The sequence below is a fragment of the Treponema sp. OMZ 840 genome, assembly GCF_050937815.1.
Classification (GTDB): Bacteria; Spirochaetota; Spirochaetia; order Treponematales; family Treponemataceae; genus Treponema_C.
In genome coordinates this window covers 148,410-168,647 of record NZ_JACDIJ010000004.1, presented here as the reverse complement: position 1 = coordinate 168,647, position 20,238 = coordinate 148,410, and the positions used below count along the sequence as shown (strand labels likewise).

Here is a 20,238-nt window from a genome sequence, read left to right as displayed (position 1 = left end):
TTTCGCGCAGACTATTTTCCGAATTTTTCTATATACCCGAGAATAAAGATTGCAAATACGATTGCCGGCAAAATCCACGTAATATAAAAGCGCAATTTTCGCGGAAAGCGTATGCCTTCTCCGGCGTCGGCTTCGGCGATAAAATTATCCCAGCCCCAGCCTCTTTTGCTGCAGCAAAAAATCAAAAAGACCATTGACCCCAAGGGAAGCAAATTATTGCTGACGATAAAGTCTTCCAAATCCAAAATACCGCTTCCCGGTCCGAGGGGCTGAATCCACGAAAGAACGTTAAAGCCCAATGCACAGGGAATTGAAAGCACCGCAATAATAAGGGCGTTTATAATAACGGCCTTTGTACGGCTCCAATGCAGTATATCGATTGCATAAGAAACGATGTTTTCAAACACGGCAACAACGGTGGTCATGGCGGCAAAGCTCATAAAGAGGAAAAACAAACTGCCCCAAAATCTTCCCGCGGGAAGCGCATTAAAGATATTCGGCAGGGTAACGAATACAAGGCCGGGACCGGCTCCGGCATCCACACCGAAGGCGGCACTTGCGGGGAAAATGATAAGACCGGCCATAAAGGCCGCAAGGGTATCAAGGCCGAGTATGCTTAAAGATTCTCCGGTTAAACTGCGCTCCTTTTCGATATAGCTTCCGAAAATAGTCATTGCACCGATACCGAGGCTGAGGGTAAAAAAAGCCTGGCCCATAGCGGCGTACACGGCGCTCCAAACGCCGTTTTCCACCATGCGGTTAAAATCGGGTTTAAGGTAAAAAGCAATCCCCTTTGAAGCTCCGGGAAGGGTTACCGAACGCACCGCAAGGACAAGCATAATCACAAATAAAAAAGACATCATGATTTTTGCAACCCGCTCTACTCCGTTGCGCAACCCGCCGGCACAGATAATAAAGCCCAGGGCAACGGTGATAAGCATCCAGGTAATCATTAAACCGGGTTTTCCGAGCATTGCACCGAAAAAGGCCCCCGTTTGCTCAGGACTAAGACCGCTTAAATTACCCTTTATCATTGCAAAAAAATAGTAAAGCATCCAACCGGCAACGGTCGTATAAAACATCATCAATAAATAATTGCCCGCTATGGCGATGTAGCCGAAGATATGCCATTTTGTGCCGGGTTTTTCAAGTTTATAAAAAGCTCCCGCAACATTTTGGCGAGATGCGCGTCCTACGGCAAATTCCATAATAATAACGGGAAGACCGAGTATAATTAAAAAAATAAGATACAGCAGTACAAAGGCTCCGCCGCCGTATACGCCAGTGATATAGGGAAAACGCCATACGTTGCCCAAACCGATTGCACAGCCGGCCGATAAAAATAAAAAGCCCAACCTGCTTGCCAGTGTTTCTCTTTGTACTTTTTTGTCCATACTGATCTCCTTTTTTAACTCGCATGAGCCGTCATGCAAATACTTGCAGCGCAGTTTACAAAGCAAACCGTACATGATAACGTTACACGGATGTTATGTTAACATGCAGCCTTTATGTGCGGTTGTACGAAAAAATACATAGGCAGTATACAGGACTTTGCATAAATATGTAAATATACGGTTTTGCAAAACAACGTTTTTTTCATATTACAATTTTCCGTATATTTTGATACACTGTCTTTGAAAAAGACAACGGTGTCGGAGGTTAACATGAGTACACATATCGCTGCAAAAGAAGGTCAAATTGCACAAGTGGTTTTATTGCCCGGCGACCCTTTACGGGCAAAGTTTATTGCGGAAACTTTTTTTGAAAATCCGCAATGTTATAACGAAGTGCGCGGAATGCTCGGTTTTACGGGCATGTATAAGGGAAAGCGCGTATCGGTGCAGGGAACGGGTATGGGACAGCCCTCGTTATCGATTTATGTAAATGAATTGTTCCAATTTTACGGCGTACAAACGGCTATCCGTGTCGGAACCTGCGGGGCGGTACACAAAAGCACAAAGGTACGCGACGTAATTATTGCTTCAAGCGCTTGTACCGATTCTTCTTTGATGACGCAGCGTTTCGGCTCTTTGCATTTTGCTCCGACTGCAAGTTTTGAATTGTTGGAAAAAGCGCGGAAAGCCGCATTGGCTAAAAACATAAGTCACCATGTGGGAAGCGTCGCTTCAAGCGATTTGTTTTACGATGAAAACAATAATTGGAAGTTATGGGCGCAGTACGGTGTATTGGGCATAGAAATGGAAGCTGCCGAATTATATACCCTTGCGGCAAAGTTCGACCGCAAAGCTTTGGCGATTTTAACCGTTTCCGACCACATCGCAACCGGCGAAGCGACATCCGCCGAAGAAAGACAGCTTACCTTTAAACAAATGATGGAAATTGCCTTGGATACGGCGACTGCTTGATATTCGGAAAAAGGGGACCGGCAACGGCGGACTGATATCCGCTTTTTTTAACGGCCCCTATTCGGCAGTTTCCGTTCAAGACTGTTATGCTCAAGGTACGGATGATTTTCAAAAAAGCGATTTAAGAAAACCGAGTGCTTTATCGGCTCCATGAAGTGCTGCGGTTTCTAAACTTATCGTTTTATCGTATCCCAGTTCAGCAATCAATTTCAGGCAGCGCAAAATATAGGTATCCAAGCTTTCCGCAGGGAGTGCTCTGGCCGTATTTGCAATATGGATATGCTCGACAAGCGGAAATAAAAACTTCAAATCTTCAATAGACTCGTTTTCCGTCATCATATGGTAAAGATCGGCCATCAAGCCGAATTGCCTGTCTTCGACAAGATTCACAACGGCACTCCCTTCTTTTAAACTGTTTACAAGAGCGCACTCCGATTTATTAAGCGGTTCCAGCAGGATACGGATGTCCGTTTCATGTGCAAGAGGGCAGAGGACTGTCTTTATAAAGTCGACAAAGCGGCGGACGGCGCAATCGGTGTCAAGCTCCGGCGGAGGATTTCTGAATGCGCCGGAACCGAATATTATTTTCGATACGCCTAGTGCCTTTGCACGATTTAACGCGGATTTTACATAATCGGCGATACGGTCCCGGTTGTCGCGAAAAAGATTTAAGTTTCCGGGGAAAAAATTGCACATGATATTGCTTTCAAGTCCTAGTTCTCGGACAAGGGCGACGACATCGGAAAATTTTTCTTCCGACAGGGCATTTATGCCCGTAACGGGAAACTCGATAAAATCAAAACCGAATTCTTTTACGATAACCGGCATCGAAATTTCGACGGAAAAAAGGGGAGAAGAAGCAAAGCCTGTGCAAAAACCGTATTTCATCAAAGAAGCACCTTTCGGCCGGTAGCCGAGCTTTTATATATGGCACAAATTATTTCGACCGATTTTTTTGCTTCTTCCGCTGTAATGGCCGGATCAATTCCTTTACGGATTGCCTCGATAACGTTTCGAAAGCATTTTTCATGCCCCTTGTAACTTATGGCCGACGGATCCGAGGCGCCGCCGCCTGAAGACGTTTTATCTATAAAATTCTTTCTGATAAAATCGTCTTCAGGTTTTTCATGCTTGAACTGCCAGTATTTGATTGACTCCTCTTCCACAACAACACTTCCTTGCGTACCGCATATTTCAATTTTTTTTAGGAATCCGGGATAAACGGCCGTTGAACCTTCTATAACCCCAATGGCACCGTTTGTAAATTTCAGCACTGCTGCGGCGGTATCCTCAACTTCAATATTTTTGTGTCCTATTAGGCTTGTTTGCCCCAGAATTTCCTTTACGGGGCCGCCGTACCATTGAAGTAAATCTATGGCATGGATACTTTGATTCATCAAAGCTCCGCCGCCGTCGAGCTTCCATGTTCCGTGCCAGCTGATTTTATCATAATAGTCTTGACTCCTGTACCATTTCACTTGGGCATTGAGAATCGTAAGCGTACCGAAACGCCCTTCTTCTATTGCTTTTTTGACTAAGGCGGGGCCTTCGTGGAAGCGGGATTGAAAAACACAGGAGAGAATAACCTTATTTTTTTTGGCGCATTCAATCATTTTGTCGATTCTTTCGGTTGTCACTTCTATCGGCTTTTCGACAATCACATGCTTGCCGGCTTCCATTGCAGCTATTGCAACTTCCATGTGGGCGCCGCTTGGCGTACCGACGGTGACGATGTCGATATCGGGATCTGAAAGAAACTGCGAGAGGTTGTCATAGGGGCGCACTCCCTGACGTTCCCGGCAAAAGGATTGTGCTTTTTCGGAAACTTTGTGAAATGCGGCTGTCAATTGGGCTTCTTGTATGTGTTCTATCGCCGTTGCATGAAACCTTGATATGGCACCGAGCCCTATTATTCCAAAACCTGTTTTACCGTTTTTCATTTTCGTTAATACTCCTTTTATAAAAGACTGCCATATCCTGAGCTTGCAAGGCAAGTTCCATTGCATTTAAAACATGTTCTTGGCTTACGGCATTTTCGGTTCGATTGATACAGTCTAAAATCAATTCCCCGAAAAACGGATATCCTGTGCGCCCTGCCGCACAAATATGATGTTCTCCCTCATTATCGACGAAATAGATGTGATCGCCGATATCCGAAACGGCGACATCCACATACTTTCGTATTTCCAAAATCCCTTTTGTGCCGACAATAAAAACCCGTCCGTCCCCCCATGCTTTTAAACCGTCTGGAGTAAACCAGTCCACCCTGCAAAAACCCTGTACACCGTTGTCGGTTACAAATGAAACTTGACCGTAATCTTGAAAATCGGGATGGGCAGGATTGTTAAAATTGCCGACGGAAGCGGAAAGTATCGTTCCGGAATTTGCATGTGCATAGCTTAAAATTTGCTCAAGCTGATGCGATCCGATATCCGTTAAAATTCCGCCGTTTTTTTCCGCATCCCAAAACCAATCGGGACGAGTTGCCGCATTAAGCCGGTGAGGGGCGAGTATTTGGATGCTTACGATATCTCCAAGCCGCCCTTCATCTATCATTTGCTGAGCCAGTACTGCTCCTTCAACATGGATTCTTTCTCCGAAATATACGATATATCTGCGTTTTGTATTTTCGGACAATTCCCGAACTTTTTGTACTTCGGACAGCTTGAGGAAGCCGGGCTTGTCCACAAAAAAATCTTTTCCGGCGTTCATTACGGCCTCTCCAAGATAGAACCTTTTATCCGGTCTTATGGCGCTGAGAACCATAGATGAACAATCGCACAGTACTTTATCTGTATCGGCAGCCCTGCGACACGAAGGATGTGCTTTGATAAAAGCATCGACTTTTTGCGGATCTTTGTCATATACATTTAAAATTGTACCGCCGGCTTCTTCTATACCGTTGACCATAGCCGATATATGTCCGTGATCCAGTCCGATAACGGAGAAAAAAAAACGCCCTTTTTCTACTGCTTTTCGTACAATTCCTGTTGAAATCGGGGCATAATTCATCCCGTCCGCTTTTTGAAAGCTACTTTCCACGTTTCCTCCCAAACAATTTAAACAATCCCGTTTGTGCAAGGACCATAAGTAAAATCAAAACGAGGAAAAAAATACAAATGGGTTGAGTTATCAAGGGCAACAAAGAACCGTTGGAAAGATTTAAACCGCGTCTTAAATTCGAATCGGCCATCGGACCGAGTATTACCCCTAAAAGAAAGGGAGCAGCCGGAAATTTGAGGTTCGAAAGAACCGTTCCGATCAGGCCGAAAACGAACATTACCTTTATATCAAATAAATTGTAGTTTATCAAATAGGAGCCGATGACGCATAATGTGAAAATTATCGGCATAAGAATCTTTTTTTGAACCCCCAGTATGCGTATAGTCATTTTGCTCATAAACAATGCAACAATCCACATGGTAATTGATGCAAAAGCAAGATACGTGCAAATACTGTAAATAAAAGAGGGGGATTCTGTCATTAAAAGAGGTCCCGGCCTATAGCCGTGCATTAAAAATGCGGCAAGCAAAACTGCCGCCGGTGCTGAACCGGGAACTGCAAGACTCAAAACGGGGATTATAGCTCCGCCTATACAGGCATTGTTCCCCGTTTCGGCAGATATTATGCCCAACGTTTCTCCTTTTCCAAAAGAGTCAGGATGCTTACTTGTCGATTTGCTGACCCAATAACTGAGCCATCCTCCGGTGTCTTCCCCGACGCCGGGTATTATACCTACTCCAACTCCTATAAAAGCGGAACGGACAATCGCCGAAATATTTTTACCGATTAGCTTAAATCCTCTACTTATTTCAAATTTACTGACCCGTATACTTTCTTGAGCGGTTTCCGTTTTAAATGCCGCTATAATTTCGGGAAAACCGAACAGTCCGATCATGACGGGAATCAGTTGTATATTTGCCATAAGATTGACGTTCCCGTAACTGAAGCGGGGATACGTATTTAGGGTATCAAGTCCGATTTGCGCTACAATCAGCCCCAGAATTCCGCTTATCCAGCCCTTTAAGGCATTTCCCTGTGCTGTAAGCGAACCGCAAATTACAACCCCGAAAATTGAAAGCAAAAAAAACTCCCAGCTTTTAAACTTTAAAGCGAAGGCGGTAAGAAGCGGGGTTAAAGTTAAAACAAATATGACGCTGATAAAAGTTCCCAAAAAGCTGGAAGTTGTTGCTAAAAAGATGGCAAGTCCGCCTTCTCCTTTTTTTGCAAGCGGAAATCCGTCCAGTGCGGTTGCGGCGCTTGCAGGCGTTCCCGGAATGTTAAGCAGTATTGCGCTTTGGCAGCCGCCGGAAATCGCTCCGACATAAACGGACACCAAAGAGATGATGGCTGACTGCGTGGGGAAATTATATGTAAGTCCTGTAAGAAGGGCGATAGCCATTGTTGCACTGAGTCCGGGAAGCATTCCCATTACAAGACCTGCAACCATAGACAGGGTCATAACCAGAATATTGTAAGGTATCAAGACTGTCATCAATGCTTGTCCTAAGTATTGTAATGCCATTTGTCTACTCCTCTATCAAGGTAGGGCCGCATGGAAGCCGATTTGAAACAGCAATACAGTCAATCCTATTACTGCAAGCGCTATTATAACGACCTTCCACCATTTTGCGGCTTTCAAAAAAAGCATGAGTCCGACAAGAAATATGAGAGAAGCCACCCAAAACGGTAAAAGTTTTATAAGGAAAAAACTGTATACGAACATCATGGCGATTCCAACTGCCATGGAGATAGTGTCATATTCGCTGAAAGCCGGCTTCATCCGGGAGGAAAACCGGTTCCAGTTATCGATAAAAGCGGCTTTTAATGTTCCTCTTCCTTTCAAGGATTGAAACAACAAAAGAATACTGCAAAACAAAAGGGCAGCACCCAATATAACCGGCATAAATCCCGGCGACAAAACGAATTCGGGAATGCTATAGGGCATCTGTGCGGCATCTTTGTATATGCTTATTCCCCCGAACAGAACGAACAAGCCGACTGCAATAAGAACGAATGAAAAAATAAAATCCTTGTATTTATCGTCCATTTATTTACACACCTGTTAAAAAAAGCGGGACTGTCTTAAAAGTAACTGACCTTTGCAACAGTCCCGCCGGTTGCGGTTTGACTTAGCGTTTTATACCGAAGTCAGCCGGATTGATTTTTGCGGCACCGGCATCGTAAAGGATGTAGCAAGCCTTCGAGGCAAAACCTTCTAGGAATTTTTGTGATTCTTCTCTTCCCTTCGGGGTAACCACGAAACTCTTAAGAGCGCAAAAATCCAAAAATGCTTTATCTTTTACAGCGACTTCAAATGCCTTGTCCAGTTTTTTTAGATCCGCTTCGGGAAGTCCATTGGGAATAAGGATTCCGGTAACTTCACCCATCGGAAGATACTTTGAAGCTTCCGGATATGTTTCCTTTATGGAGGGAATGATAATGCCGGGAGCTATTTCAATAGCCTTGTCGCTCAATATACAAAGGGCTTTTACATCTCCTTTGATGATGGCATCCTTGTATTCGGCTAAAAGCTGAGGACAAAAATCAACTTCACCGGCAAGTGTGGCTGTAAAAGCCGGGCCGCCTCCGCCATACTGTATGTGTTTATATGGGGCACCTGCAACGGCTTTGACCACTTCCGCTCCGAAATGTCCGCCGGATCCGACACCGGCCGTTCCGGCTGTCACTTGACCGGGATTTTTTTTAATTGCCTCGACAAGATCATTGATGCTGTTGAAAGGAGAGTTTTTGGGAACTACAATTACGTTCGGTGCATAGGTTGCAATCCAAATGTCCCATTTTTTGAATGTTTTGTCGGTGTAACCGTTGACAGGCATTGTACAAAAAGCCAACATCCCGTTTGCCAACATAGCATATCCGTCAACTGCGGAATTCTGCACTTTGAGCGTTCCGGCAGAGCCGCCGGCACCAGGAGTATTGATAACATTAATCGTAACCCCCAGCTCTTTTCCCATTGCATTGGCAAGCGCTCTTGCTGTCAAATCCGTTGTGCCGCCGGCTCCGTAAGGAACTGTCATGTTGATGTTCTTATTCGGGTATGTGCTTTTTTCTTGCGTGCCGCTTGCAAAAGCGAAGCTGAAAGTAAAAAGCAAAACCAAGCAGAAAATCACTGTTTTTTTCATTTTCGACCTCCAATGAAAAAAAATCATGTTATATCAGCTACAGATGCTCCTTCCACTAAGGAGCAAGCCTGTACCAATTTTTTTTCACACGGCAGGCACTCATCGCGTTTAATAAGCTTGAGTAGCAACTCGGCCGCTCTGGCGCCCACTTCTTCATCTCCCATATGAACATGGGTAAAATTATTGTTGCCGGCTGTCACCCATTCGGGACTTCCGATTAAAACAACGCTTATATCTTTTCCAATTATTTTGCCGGCATTTGTTAAATATTTGATTCCGCCCTTTGCCTGCAAGTTAAAGCCGAAAAGAAATGCCGTCACATCCGGGTGCTGTTCCATTACTCGCATCACAGCTCTTTTTCCACCTTCGTCGCTCAAATCGTCTTCTTCAATGAACAATTCGCCTTTTGAGCGATAGACATCTTGCGCCGCCCTACGTCTTTCAAGAAGATCGCTTATTCCCGTGTCCCATCCTATAAATGCGGCTTTTTTATGGCCGTGTGAAAGCAAGTTTGCCGCAGCAAGTTCGCTACATTTATAGTTGTCTGTTGCTACAAGATAGTAATCTTCATTGACTCCGGCAAGCTGTCTGTCGACCACAACCATCGGTATACCGATTCTGCGGACCCTTGCCGTATTCGAACCGCCTTCAGGGGAAGGTGTGACGACAAGCCCGTCAACGCGCTGCTCTATCATACGCCGTATAAAATCACGTTCTCTTATCGGGTTGTCCAAGGTATCGCAAATAATCAAATCGTAGCCTGCTTTCATGAGAATTTTTTCACTTGCAACGATTATGCGTGTAAAAAACTGGTTTTCGAACTGCGGAACAAGAATTCCTACCAGTTTTACTTCCTTGCCCTTTAAGGATGCCGCTCCTATACTTTTTATGTAGTCGAGTTCACGGACGGCTTTCATAACTTTTTCACGGGTTTTTTTGCTGATATACCTTCCGCTTTTGTTGCTCAGGACATAGCTGACGGTACTGGGTGTTGTTCCCGCTTTTTCTGCTACATCTTTTAGCGTTGCATATTTAGCCAACAGCGACTCCCTGTAATAGGCAAACGTTTGCCTAAATTAATTTTGAAAAAAACCAAACCGGCAATCGTTTGTTTCTTTTATCCATAAGTATAGTAACCCCGGTTTTGCAAATCTGTCAACAGTTTTTTTATTTTTTTATTGCGGCCGGTATCTTTTCCGATTCTTCAAAGCGGTAAAGCCTATTCGGTAATTTCTATTTTTACGGTTCTTGAATCGCTTCTGCCCTTATTATCCGTAACGGTAAGTTCGTAGGTACCGGAAAAAGGTTGCCATTCGTATGTTTCCGAGGGGGCGCAGCGTGTTATAAAAGAACTGCCTGCGAACCAAAATATTTCGGATGTGTCGGCGTCGGTTACCGCACTGAGTATAATTTTGTTTTTTTCCGGTGTACTTGTGCGAAATACGTACAATGTGTTTTTTAAAGGTGAAACTATTTTGGGCGGAAAGCCTGCGCCCGCGCCATTTATTTTTTTATCTTCGTTCGGATAATCGGGCGGTACAAGGCGCGGCAGCCCTGCTTGGGCGAAAAGCTTCATTAAGTCGCTCGGCCAGAATTCGCGCACAACCGTTTTGCAATAACTTTTATCCCGTTCATCCGTGCGGAAACCGGTTCTCGTATCAATTGTAATTTTTCGGTGGATACGGCATTTTGTAATCGGCGAAACGCCCGGAATAAACCACGCTTCTTCGGTTTCCTCGCAGTCGCCGTTTGGAATACCGCCGGAAACCGAACATACTTTGATTTTTTTTACGCCTTCAGGCGGTATGTCGGAAATATTTCGGCACAAGCCGGCAGCACTTATTCGGTCGGCAATATTGAAAAAAAGCGGTGCGGCGGCAGTTCTGCCCAAAAAAGAATTGTTGCCGGTTCCGTCGAAATTACCTATCCACACACACAGAATGTATTGTCCGAAAAAACCGATTGTCCAGCAGTCCCTAAAGCCGATTGACGTTCCGGTTTTATATCCCGCGCTTATATGAACGGAATCGGAAGAGCGTACGTTTTCCGGCGGCGGGTTTTGTTCGAGCATTTTGCATACGATAAAGGCGGCTTCCTTTGAAAACAAACGTTTTCCTGTGCCGTCAGAGCCGCCGGCTGTCGGCTTTGTTTTTTCTCCGTTTTGACGATACGGGGTTTGCGCCCTTGTTTTTACGTGGTATTGAACGCCGCCGTTTTTTAAAGCGGCATACAGATTTACCAGTTCGAAGGGACTCAGGTCGGCGCTTCCCAATACAATGGAAAGCCCGTAGCTGTCTTTATGCTTTAATCCTGAAATGCCCGCATAGGATAAAAAATCATATAAGTCCGGATTATGTATATTCCGCGCCAATTCCACTGCGGGAACATTGCGGCTTTGCGTTAAAGCTTGCCACGCTTTTATCGGCCCTTTAAAGGTGTTCCCGTAATTATCGGGTGTGTATTCGCTGAAAGCCGAAGGGGTATCTTTAAGCATTGTGCCGTAATGAATAAGCCCCTGATCCAAAGCAAGTGCATAAATAAAAGGTTTTAATACGGAACCGGGCGAGCGTTTGGAAATATTCGCATCTATTTGACCGAGAATCCTATCGTTGTAAAAACCGGCCGAACCTACTGCGGCAAGGGTTTCCATTGTTTCCCAATCGATTAAAAGGGCGGCCGCATTGTTGATGCCTATACTGTGCCTTTGCTTTACGTATAAGTCGAGTGCGTTTTCCGTAATTGTTTGCAATTTTAAATCCAAAGATGTATGAACAATTCCTTTCGGAAAACGGCCGCTTCCGGAAATGTCCGTATGTGCCGCATATGCTGCGCGTGACGGGCGGCTTGTATTCGATTCGATCATACGCGTAAAATGTAAAGCCCTTTCCGGAAAGCTGCAGTGTAATCGAGGGACGGCTTGTATAAAGGCGCGCTTTTCTTCGTATTCGGGACGGCTTTTAAGCCAGGTTTCAAATAAACGTTGTCGGGCGTTCATAAGATCCTGCGGAACGGTATCGGCTCGCGGGCAGCGGCGCACGGGATCCTGCGGAAGTACGCACAACATAAGCTGCTGCGAAAAATCTGTTTTTTCTATAGGCAGGGCAAAAAAATAACGGGAAGCGGCTTCAAAGCCTTCGATGTTTTTTCCGCAGGGGGCAAGATTTACATAAGCATCCAATATTTCCTGCTTTGAAAATAAAAATTCGAGCCGCAGCGCCAAATAAATCTGTTTCAGTTTTCCTCCGATATTTTTTGTATACAGCTTATATTTTAATTTTGCCGTTTGCATGGTAATAGTCGAAGCCCCTATGCGCCGAGAACGTTTTACATAGGTTTCCCAGCCGGCTCGTATAAGCGAAACCGGATTTACACCGCGGTGAACAAAAAAACGCTTGTCTTCTTGCAAAAGAAGGGCTTCCAAAAACTCGCCCGGATATTCGGATACGGGCTTGTAAATGCGGTAGCATTCGTCGTTTGTAAGATATACTTTGAGCAAGGTACCTTTTTTATCCGTATATGCGCCGGAAAAGTCGATACCGTGTAAAATTCCCTTCGAACGCGCAATTTTAAAATCCGATACCACAATAAGGGCGCATATGCATAAAAGCAGGGCGGGAATAATGATTTTTTTTCTTTTGAAAAAACGCTTCATACACTGCGCACTTGCGGCACAAAGCGCGGATAAACTGTAGTTTATCCGCGCTTGTTATTATTTTGTTTTTTCGGTTTTTACTGCGGGCATCGGCGTTAAAGCTTGTATCGAGCGATCGTACATCGCTTCGGCGTATAGGGGCGGTACGGCAAAGCTTCCGTTTGTAATTGCCCGCGCCTTATAGCTGAAAGTTTGCGCTTTATCGGTGAAGGTACCGAAAAAGACGATACGGTCTTCGCGTATATCGATATAGTCGGGTTTCCATTCGCTGTTATTGTTGCGTATGGATTCGATGTCGGCTTCAAAGCACGAAGGCAGCATATCCGTAACGGCAACATTATATACATCGTTTTTACTCGTTGAGCGCAGGCGCAGCTTTACCGTAATTTCATCGCCTAAGGTAAAATCGGTAGCAGGCTTTGAGCCGCTTAAAAATTCCTTGTATACTTCAATACCGTCTTTTTGCGCTTTTTCGGGAATATGCTTTTGGAAGCCCGCCTGCACGGTTTGATAAAACAAATCGCGCTTTTCGTTGTTTTCGAGTATAAGTTTTTCGGCATCCGCGCTGAATCGGGCAGAAAAAACGCTTTCACCTTCGGGCTTTAAAACCGCAGACGAGTTTTTTGCAAACTGTTCGGTTAATACGAATTTTCCCGTTGAAGCTGTCGGAGCCGCTTCGAGAAAGCTTTGAATTGCCAGCAAGGCAAAGGCCGAAGAAAATGAAGTATAGCGCGAAGCCGAAATGTTTTTTTCGATATTCAAAAGCAATTCGTCCGAAATAAGGTTTAAATGTTTCGGATAGTATGTCGAAATCAAATAAAGATACGCACTTTGAAAATACAGGTCGTCTTCAAAACGGAAAACCTTGTCCGAGCGTTTTGCGCCGCGCTTTACCCGTGCAAGAATCTTTTCGCCTTCCGTATCCATATGCAGCATTTTGTACGCGGCGGCAAGATACATACACGCAACGGACATTTTGTCGTCTTTATCCATTTCTTTTTTGAGCTTTTCCACATATGCAGTTGTTACCGCTTCGTTTTTTGTAAGCACAAAAATACAAAATGCACGTGCATAGGTTCCGACTGTTTCGTTTGCCGCATGACCTTCAACCGCCGCTAAAAGGCGGTCCATAAAGGCAGCAGGCACATAAAATCCCTTATTGCGGGCTTCCGTTAAAAATAATGCGTAATAGGCGTCCAATTCGGGATACGAGGGCGATTTATAAGTCCAATAGCCTATGGTGCCGTCGCTTTTTTGGCGCGACTGCAAAATCGAAATAACATTGCGTACCGCTTCTTCGGCTTCTTCGCGTGCCTTCCCCGATTCTTTAAGGAGGTTTGCAAAAAGATAGGGATAGGCGGCGCTGGTAATTTGTTCGGAACAGCCGTAGGGATATTTTTCGAGGAAAAAGTGCAAACCCTTTGCAATACCGACGGGAAGATACGAAAGGTTTATTTCGCGCGATGCAAATTCGTCATATAAGGCATACTTAACGTCGATTTCCTTTTTTTTAGTTTCTCCTTTTCGCACCGAACCGGATGTCAGCCGTATTAGATAGGGCATAGACGGCCGTATACTTAAAGACGAAGCGATTTTTGACGATTTTGTACCGTTTGAAGCCGTAAATACCATATCCGCATTACCGAGTTTATCTTGTGCCTCAACTTCATATACAATCGTCGTATCTTTTCCTTCCGGTACCGTAATTTTTTGAACCGACTCGGAAAGCAGCTTGATTCCGCCGCTTGTTTTTACGCTTAAATTGATCGATGCGTTTGCGCCGCTTCCTTTGTCGTTATTTGTTACGGTAACCGAAACGGTAAAGCGGTCTTTCGGAGAAGCGAAAACGGGCAAAGTCGGAACGATAACATAGGTGTCTTTTACCTCAGTTGCGCTTTCGGCAACGCCGAGCGAATCGTCGGAAACGGCGACCGCCATTACACGAAGCTTTCCGTTAAAATAATCCGGAAGGCGGTATACCACCGAGCGTTTTGACGAATCGGTGTCGATAATGCCCGACCAATAAGCGACGGGAACGTTTTGTTTCCTTTTAAAGGGATTTAACCTGCGCGCCAAAGATTCTTTATAGTCGGCCCCGCCTCCTGCGGCAGCCAATGTTTTAAGAATGTTGAATTCGGGTAAAATTAAATCCAAAAGCTGGGCGGTTGAAACTTCCAAAGCCCGCTTTTTGAAAAAGAAGGGAAGGGGAGCCGGCGTTTTATAGCGGGCAACTTGTAAAATGCCTTCGTCAATCGCCATAATTACGATTTTACCGGGTTTTGACGACGAATACGTTATCGTATAATCCTGTCCGGGTTTTGCTTCTTGCGGAACTTCAAGGGCTATGTTATTTACGCGCTTGTCCAAATTGACCGAAAAGGGAACGGCGGCATAACAAAAGGGACTCATATAGATTTCCGAAGAACCGTAGGAACGCGTGTACATAACCGTTATATAGCCGTTGCCTTCCAAATCGTAGGGAATGTCGATGTTTTGCACCGAAGAAGGTCCGTTTGAGCGGAACCATTTATAAGTGTATACCTTATCGCGTTCGACGGCTATAAGACCGCTTCCTTCGTAGGGCGCTTTTATAAACAATTGTGCGTTTTCGCCCGGACGTAAATCGGATTTTTGCAGTTTTACTTCCAATTCGGCGGTTCTCGAAAGACTGCGCTGTACGTTTTTTTCTCCTATAACGGAAAAAGCGAGCGAATTTAATTCGATACCGTCTTTATTTTTTAAAGAAAGAATAAAATCGCCTTCGGCCGAAACGGGAAGTTCATATTCAAAACCGTTTTCGGAAATTGAAATGCGCTTTGTTTCTACGGGAAATTCTTTTTTTACCGATTGATATTTATATACGCCGTTCGGCTGTTTTACCAATACCGAAACATATTTGTTTTCCCTGATTGAAAGTTCGACATCGTTTACCGTGCAAAGCGCAAAATCGGGTCCCAGTGCGATAAGTTTTATAAGCCGCTTTGAATCTTTTTTTATGTAGGAAAGATCACCGTCGGCCTTTGCACCGATAAGGTATTCCAAAGGCGAAATATATACCGACGATGCTGCACTAACCGAACGGCCGCTTGCTTTTTCCAAACCGTCGGCGGTAAAAACGAGGCGGTAAGAAGCTTTTGAAAACTTTTCCGTATCTATGGCGAATTCGGCAATGCCCTTTTCATCCGTTATCTTGTCGGCAAGAGAAAACTCAAAAGACTCTTCGGCTTTGTACGGGTCCGAAAAAACATAATCGCGGTATTTTACCGGTTTTATATAACCGGGACTCAGATAAATGCCTGCCTTTACGGTGTTACCCGCCGCCGGCGTACCGAAAAGATTTTTAAGTTTTACAACGGCGCTTAATTGCTCCGGCCGTATCCAGCCTTGTGAAGGAATCGGCGAAAAAGCGGCTGTAATGTTCAGCGTATCCGGAAGAAATTCTTCCACTTTTACCGTTTCGCTTGCGATGTGAAGCCGTTTTACTTTATTGTTCGAATCGGTTTTTTTCAAATATACCGACACCGTGTATATACCTGTGGGCGAATAATCGCGCGTTGAAAATTTTATTTCGTCGAAGGCTTCTTTGCTTAAGGGGAATTCGGTGTCGTATATTTCGTTTCCGTTGGGATCCGTTACAACACAGGCAAAAGGAAGGCCTCCCAGTTTTCTGTTCCAATTTCCGGCTTTAACAATCACACCGATTTTCACTTCGTCGCCGGGCCTGTATATACCGCGGTCGCTGAATAAATACGCTTGCAGTTTTTCCGGATCCTCAATGCCGTATAAGCCGCCGACGTCGAAATCGGAATAGTCCAGTTTTCTTTCCCGTGCATTGTAGGGAATAAAGGCAAAATCGTTTCCGTAAGATGCGGTAAAGCTGAGCGGTGAGCGCGTTTTTTCTTTGTGTTTAAAAGCCGGAACGCTTATGTGTCCGTCCGAATCGGTTGTGCCGGCAAAAAGCGTATCGCCGTTTAAAGCGACAAGTTTGATTGTCGAACCTGCAAGGGGATATCCGGTCGATATCGATTGTACGAACACATCCCGGTTACCCTGTGTGTTTTCTTTTACGATAAGCCCCTGATCGGTCACAAGGATAAGGCGCTCATCATAAATGCGGTTGTTTTTCCCGGCACCGGCTACACGGAATAAAAACAATCCGGAATGCAGATTTTTATCGGGTATCGTATTCAAATAATTTGAAAAATCGAAATACGCATAATGCACTTTTTTGGTATCGCTTGCAGGAAGCGATTGTTTTGACGTATATATTTCGCTTACATTATTTTGATTAAAAATCCAACTGTTTCGGAATTCAAAATTTCTCATATCGCCGTTTGACATGGAAACGATATGATTTATTTCATCGGGTTTCATGCGCCACAGCGTATAATCGACTTCTTCGACTCCCCGCGTAAGGACGGGAATCTTGCGGCTGCCGTTCATCGAAATCAGTGTTCCTTCCGAAAGAATATGAACTTCTTTCGGATAGGGCTTTATGCGCCGTACCGTTTCATATCGCTTCGAAAGATAATAGCCGCCGTAAAATTTCGTGCCTTCTTTTATATGAACATATACATAGGATTCCGGAGGCACATCCATACGGTAGCTTTGCAGGTTTTCGTATTCGTTTTCAGACGGAAGCTGTTCCAAAAAAACACGTTTTGAATGTTTAAGCACGGTTTCCGTAATAAAGTCGGCAGGCGCATCTTCCCAATTAAAGTTTTCGCGGGCTTTTCTGCCCGGTTCCGCCGGTTTATCTTTCGGAAGAATGTATACTTCCGTCATGTCTAAAAGATTTTTTCCGCTTATTTTTGCCGTCGAAGAAACGGCAAGAATTTGCTCGTATTCCTGATTGTCGTTTTTTACCAAGGATACATCCGCATCGTCGATTTGTACAAAGGTCGATGTACCCGGAACGATAACGTAGTCTTCCACCTCTTTGTGAGCCGAACCGCCTACGGATGATTTTATGCCCTTTGAAACCTTTATAAAAACTCCCACATCCTTTGCAGGAATTCCTAAAGCTTCGCTTACGGCATATGCTTCGGTTTTATCTTCGTTGTAAGAGAGGGTAACAGGATAATTTTTTTTGACAAAGGTTCCGTTTTGAGGATTTTGCATATCCGGTACCAGAGTTATTTTCTTTTCAAGTTCTGTAGTATCCATCGGAAAATTGGAATGCAGTATAAATTCAATGTATTTTTTATCCGGATTTACATCATCGACGACAAAGGCCGCATTTGAAATATGCACATTAAAATCTTCGGTTGCAAATTTCAGCGACATGGGACTGACCGTTACATGGCCGGGAAACAATTTTTTTGAAAACGAAACGTGATACTTTGTACCGAGCGGCCAGGGAGCTTCAGGGGTAAATACAAGGGTTTCTTCGTCCTGCCATATCCAGCTTCCTCTTACGGCAGGCTTTATTTCGATACCGTCCGTAACGTCTTTTTCGGCATCTTCAAGGTTTGCCGCCGAACCGTAAAAATCGATAACAAGGGGCGAACGCACATTTTCGGATACTGCAGGAGGATGTACGTCGTATGCGATTTTTACGTTTACGGGACGTTTCGATTCTATAAAAGCGATTACACAAAGCGCAATGAAACCCAATACAACAAGCCCTACAGCCGCCAAACAAATCTTTAAAATCGGTTTTGTACTTTTTTTTATGATACGTGCGCTTTTTTTCATCCAATCGGCCGGTTCGTAGCGCCCGAAAATCTTTGAAAAAGAGAATTTTGTTTTATCTTTCACGGTATGCCCCCTTGCAATACATCTGCTTAATTATCATACTTGCTATTCACGGCTTTGTCCAGTTTTGATTTTTCCTATTCGGCAAATCGATAAAAATATTTTTTATGCTTGACAATATCCTTTGCCACGCTTTATCATATAGGGATAAAAAAGAATACGCGAACGGATAGCGCATGCTGCTTGTGCAATTTTTTTTACCGTTCCGGGAGGAGCCTTTAATGGATTTCAAAACAAATCAAATCAGAAATATCACTGTTGCCGGGCACGGACAAACCGGTAAAACGACTTTTTTTGAACGTCTTTTGTTTGCAGGCGGCGTTCTTGCAAAACCCGAAAACGTCGAATCCGGAAAGACGGTCAGCGATAATTCGGCCGAAGAAATAGAACGTAAAATCTCTATTTATGCCTCTCTTGCGCACATAACATGGAAGGATGTAAATATAAATATCTGGGATACGCCCGGTTCTTCGGACTTTGCAGGCGAAGTTATTTCCGCCTTCCGTTCCACCGAAAGCGCCCTCATGCTGATTGACGGAAGAAGCGGCGCACAAATCGAAACGATAAAACTGTGGCGCGACCTTGACCGGCGCAATAAGCCGCGTATGGTTTTTATTAACCGCTGTGAAGAAGATAGAACCGATATCGATGCGGTTCTAAAAGACATACGCGAAAAGTTTAAGGCCGAAGTATGCCCCGTTACTATTCCTATGGGAAAGGGAGCCTCTTATAAGGGCGTCATCGACGTATTGCACGGCAAAGCCTATTCCGTACCCGCAGCCGGGCAAAAAGAAAGCGTTTCGGATATTCCCGATGCATATCGAAACGATTATGAAGAAGCGCGCGCCGTTTTAGCGGGTGCGGCTGCCGAAGGCGACGACGACCTTTTGGTAAAATTCATCGACGACGGTGAATTGACAAATGAAGAAATCGAACGCGGGTTAAAAATCGCTTTGCAAAATAACCGTGTCGTTCCCGCTTTTGCCGGAAGTACCGTCCAAAATTCGGGATTCGGCGCATTATTGGATTTTATCGTCGAAATCGTTCCCGATCCCGCTCAAGCTTTGGAAACCGCCCTTGCGGCCGAAGGTGAAACTTCAGCGGTAAAGATTTGTCCGGACGGCAATATGAGCGCCTTGGTTATAAAAACTTCAAGCGACCAGTTTTCGGGGCGCTTATCCTATATAAAGGTTATAACGGGAACCTTTAATGCCGACACGGAAGTATTCAATATAGCCGAAGGCAGAAAAGAAAAGGTGGGCAAAATCTACCGCTGTACGGGTAAAAAGCTCGAAGAAGTAAAATCCCTGTGTGCCGGCGATATCGGTATTGCCGTTAAACTTGCATTGACGCGTACAAGCGACACCCTTGCATCGGATGCGAATACGCTGCCCTTTGTACGCTTACGCCATCCCGAACCGGTTTTTTCGATGGCCGTTTCTGCAAAAGAAAAGCGCGACGAAGACAAAATGAGCGAAATGCTTTCGCGCATATCCGAAGAAGACCGTACTCTGACGTATAAATACAATGCGGAAACCAAACAAAACGTCGTTTCCGGCATGGGCGAACTCCATATCAACATTATTCTCGATAAAATCAAAGCACAGGCAAAAATCAATATCGATACTGCCGTTCCGCGCGTAGCCTACCGCGAAACGGTACAGCGGAAAGCCCAAGCCGAATACACACATAAAAAGCAGTCCGGCGGCCACGGCCAATATGCGCGCGTCGTTCTTTCGGTGGAAGCTTTGCCGCGCGGCGAAAACTACAAGTTTACAAATGCCGTATTCGGCGGCGCCATCTCCAAAGGTTATATTCCCGGCGTTGAAAAGGGCGTTAAAGAAGCGATGGAAAACGGCGTTTTGGCCGGCTACCCCGTTGTGGATGCAAGCATTACCGTTTTGGACGGAAAAGAGCATCCGGTAGATTCGTCGGAAATGGCCTTTAAAATCGCCGCCCGCAACGCGTTCCGCGATGCGATGCGCGCCGCGGGGCCCATCCTGCTTGAACCGATTATGAACATTACCGTCTGGGTCGAATCCAAATACTTGGGCGACATTATGTCGGACCTTTCGGGAAAGCGCGGCCGCATCTTGGGGCAAAGCCCCCTGGGCGGCGGTATTGAAGAAATACGCGCCCAAGCGCCTCAAGCCGAATTGTTAAAATACGCCATTGATTTGCGTTCGATGACCAGCGGTACCGGCAGTTTTGAAACATCGTTCGACCATTACGACCCGATAAGCGGTAAAATTGCCGACGACGTTATCGCCGCTGCAAAAGAGTTTATTACGATTGCGTCCGGAGACGATTAAAAAGC

12 protein-coding genes are annotated in these 20,238 nt (G+C 45.0%); 2 read left to right on the top strand and 10 right to left on the bottom strand.

What is annotated here, in order from left to right; all coding sequences use genetic code 11:
* Positions 1-11: 11 nt before the first annotated feature.
* Positions 12-1,394, bottom strand: coding sequence for a sodium-dependent transporter (locus tag H0R92_RS07890; protein WP_432962854.1), 1,383 nt, complete (start codon positions 1,392-1,394; stop codon positions 12-14).
* A gap of 270 nt (positions 1,395-1,664) precedes the next feature.
* On the opposite strand from H0R92_RS07890, the gene deoD reads away from it, so the two are divergent.
* Positions 1,665-2,366 carry a purine-nucleoside phosphorylase gene (gene deoD, locus H0R92_RS07885; protein ID WP_432962852.1) on the top strand — a complete coding sequence of 234 codons (702 nt, stop codon included), beginning with the start codon at positions 1,665-1,667 and terminating at the stop codon, positions 2,364-2,366.
* Positions 2,367-2,474: 108 nt separating this feature from the next.
* Here the strand turns inward: deoD and H0R92_RS07880 are convergent, their stop codons facing one another.
* The 9 genes from H0R92_RS07880 to H0R92_RS07840 all read right to left on the bottom strand — a co-directional run bounded on the left by H0R92_RS07880 (position 2,475) and on the right by H0R92_RS07840 (position 17,924).
* Complete coding sequence (locus H0R92_RS07880; RefSeq protein WP_432962850.1) at positions 2,475-3,254, bottom strand: sugar phosphate isomerase/epimerase family protein; 780 nt, start codon at positions 3,252-3,254, stop codon at positions 2,475-2,477.
* Entirely contained in the window at positions 3,254-4,306 is a 1,053-nt protein-coding gene (locus H0R92_RS07875) for a Gfo/Idh/MocA family protein (RefSeq protein ID WP_432962848.1), read from the bottom strand. Before H0R92_RS07875 ends, H0R92_RS07880 begins: the two co-directional genes overlap by 1 nt.
* On the bottom strand, positions 4,293-5,408 hold the full coding sequence (locus H0R92_RS07870) for a Gfo/Idh/MocA family protein (RefSeq protein WP_432962846.1): 1,116 nt from the start codon (positions 5,406-5,408) through the stop codon (positions 4,293-4,295). Before H0R92_RS07870 ends, H0R92_RS07875 begins: the two co-directional genes overlap by 14 nt.
* Positions 5,398-6,891 carry a tripartite tricarboxylate transporter permease gene (locus tag H0R92_RS07865; protein ID WP_432962844.1) on the bottom strand — a complete coding sequence of 498 codons (1,494 nt, stop codon included), beginning with the start codon at positions 6,889-6,891 and terminating at the stop codon, positions 5,398-5,400. The genes H0R92_RS07870 and H0R92_RS07865 overlap by 11 nt, the downstream gene beginning before the upstream one ends.
* Before the next feature lie 15 nt (positions 6,892-6,906).
* Complete coding sequence (locus tag H0R92_RS07860; protein WP_432962842.1) at positions 6,907-7,416, bottom strand: tripartite tricarboxylate transporter TctB family protein; 510 nt, start codon at positions 7,414-7,416, stop codon at positions 6,907-6,909.
* An 82-nt stretch (positions 7,417-7,498) separates the two neighbouring features.
* Positions 7,499-8,512 (bottom strand): tripartite tricarboxylate transporter substrate binding protein, encoded by a 1,014-nt coding sequence (locus H0R92_RS07855; protein WP_432962840.1) that lies wholly within the window; start codon positions 8,510-8,512, stop codon positions 7,499-7,501.
* Positions 8,513-8,535: 23 nt separating this feature from the next.
* A complete protein-coding gene (locus tag H0R92_RS07850; protein ID WP_432962838.1) occupies positions 8,536-9,552 on the bottom strand; it encodes a LacI family DNA-binding transcriptional regulator in 1,017 nt (338 codons plus the stop codon).
* Positions 9,553-9,731: 179 nt separating this feature from the next.
* Positions 9,732-12,164, bottom strand: a complete 2,433-nt coding sequence (gene pbpC, locus H0R92_RS07845; RefSeq protein ID WP_432962836.1) for a penicillin-binding protein 1C — start codon at positions 12,162-12,164, stop codon at positions 9,732-9,734.
* A 57-nt stretch (positions 12,165-12,221) separates the two neighbouring features.
* Positions 12,222-17,924 carry an alpha-2-macroglobulin gene (locus H0R92_RS07840; RefSeq protein ID WP_432962834.1) on the bottom strand — a complete coding sequence of 1,901 codons (5,703 nt, stop codon included), beginning with the start codon at positions 17,922-17,924 and terminating at the stop codon, positions 12,222-12,224.
* A 218-nt stretch (positions 17,925-18,142) separates the two neighbouring features.
* Here H0R92_RS07840 and fusA point away from each other — a divergent pair, with 218 nt between their 5' ends.
* On the top strand, positions 18,143-20,233 hold the full coding sequence (fusA, locus tag H0R92_RS07835) for an elongation factor G (RefSeq protein ID WP_432962832.1): 2,091 nt from the start codon (positions 18,143-18,145) through the stop codon (positions 20,231-20,233).
* Positions 20,234-20,238 lie beyond the last annotated feature (5 nt).

What these genes read in the sequence shown, in the direction of transcription:
- pbpC (WP_432962836.1), bottom strand. Translation starts at nt 12,164, where the DNA reads ATGAAGCGTTTTTTCAAAAGAAAAAAAATCATTATTCCCGCCCTGCTT.
- fusA (WP_432962832.1), top strand. Translation starts at nt 18,143, where the DNA reads ATGGATTTCAAAACAAATCAAATCAGAAATATCACTGTTGCCGGGCAC.
- H0R92_RS07865 (WP_432962844.1), bottom strand. Translation starts at nt 6,891, where the DNA reads ATGGCATTACAATACTTAGGACAAGCATTGATGACAGTCTTGATACCT.
- H0R92_RS07875 (WP_432962848.1), bottom strand. Translation starts at nt 4,306, where the DNA reads ATGAAAAACGGTAAAACAGGTTTTGGAATAATAGGGCTCGGTGCCATA.
- H0R92_RS07890 (WP_432962854.1), bottom strand. Translation starts at nt 1,394, where the DNA reads ATGGACAAAAAAGTACAAAGAGAAACACTGGCAAGCAGGTTGGGCTTT.
- H0R92_RS07855 (WP_432962840.1), bottom strand. Translation starts at nt 8,512, where the DNA reads ATGAAAAAAACAGTGATTTTCTGCTTGGTTTTGCTTTTTACTTTCAGC.
- H0R92_RS07880 (WP_432962850.1), bottom strand. Translation starts at nt 3,254, where the DNA reads ATGAAATACGGTTTTTGCACAGGCTTTGCTTCTTCTCCCCTTTTTTCC.
- H0R92_RS07860 (WP_432962842.1), bottom strand. Translation starts at nt 7,416, where the DNA reads ATGGACGATAAATACAAGGATTTTATTTTTTCATTCGTTCTTATTGCA.
- deoD (WP_432962852.1), top strand. Translation starts at nt 1,665, where the DNA reads ATGAGTACACATATCGCTGCAAAAGAAGGTCAAATTGCACAAGTGGTT.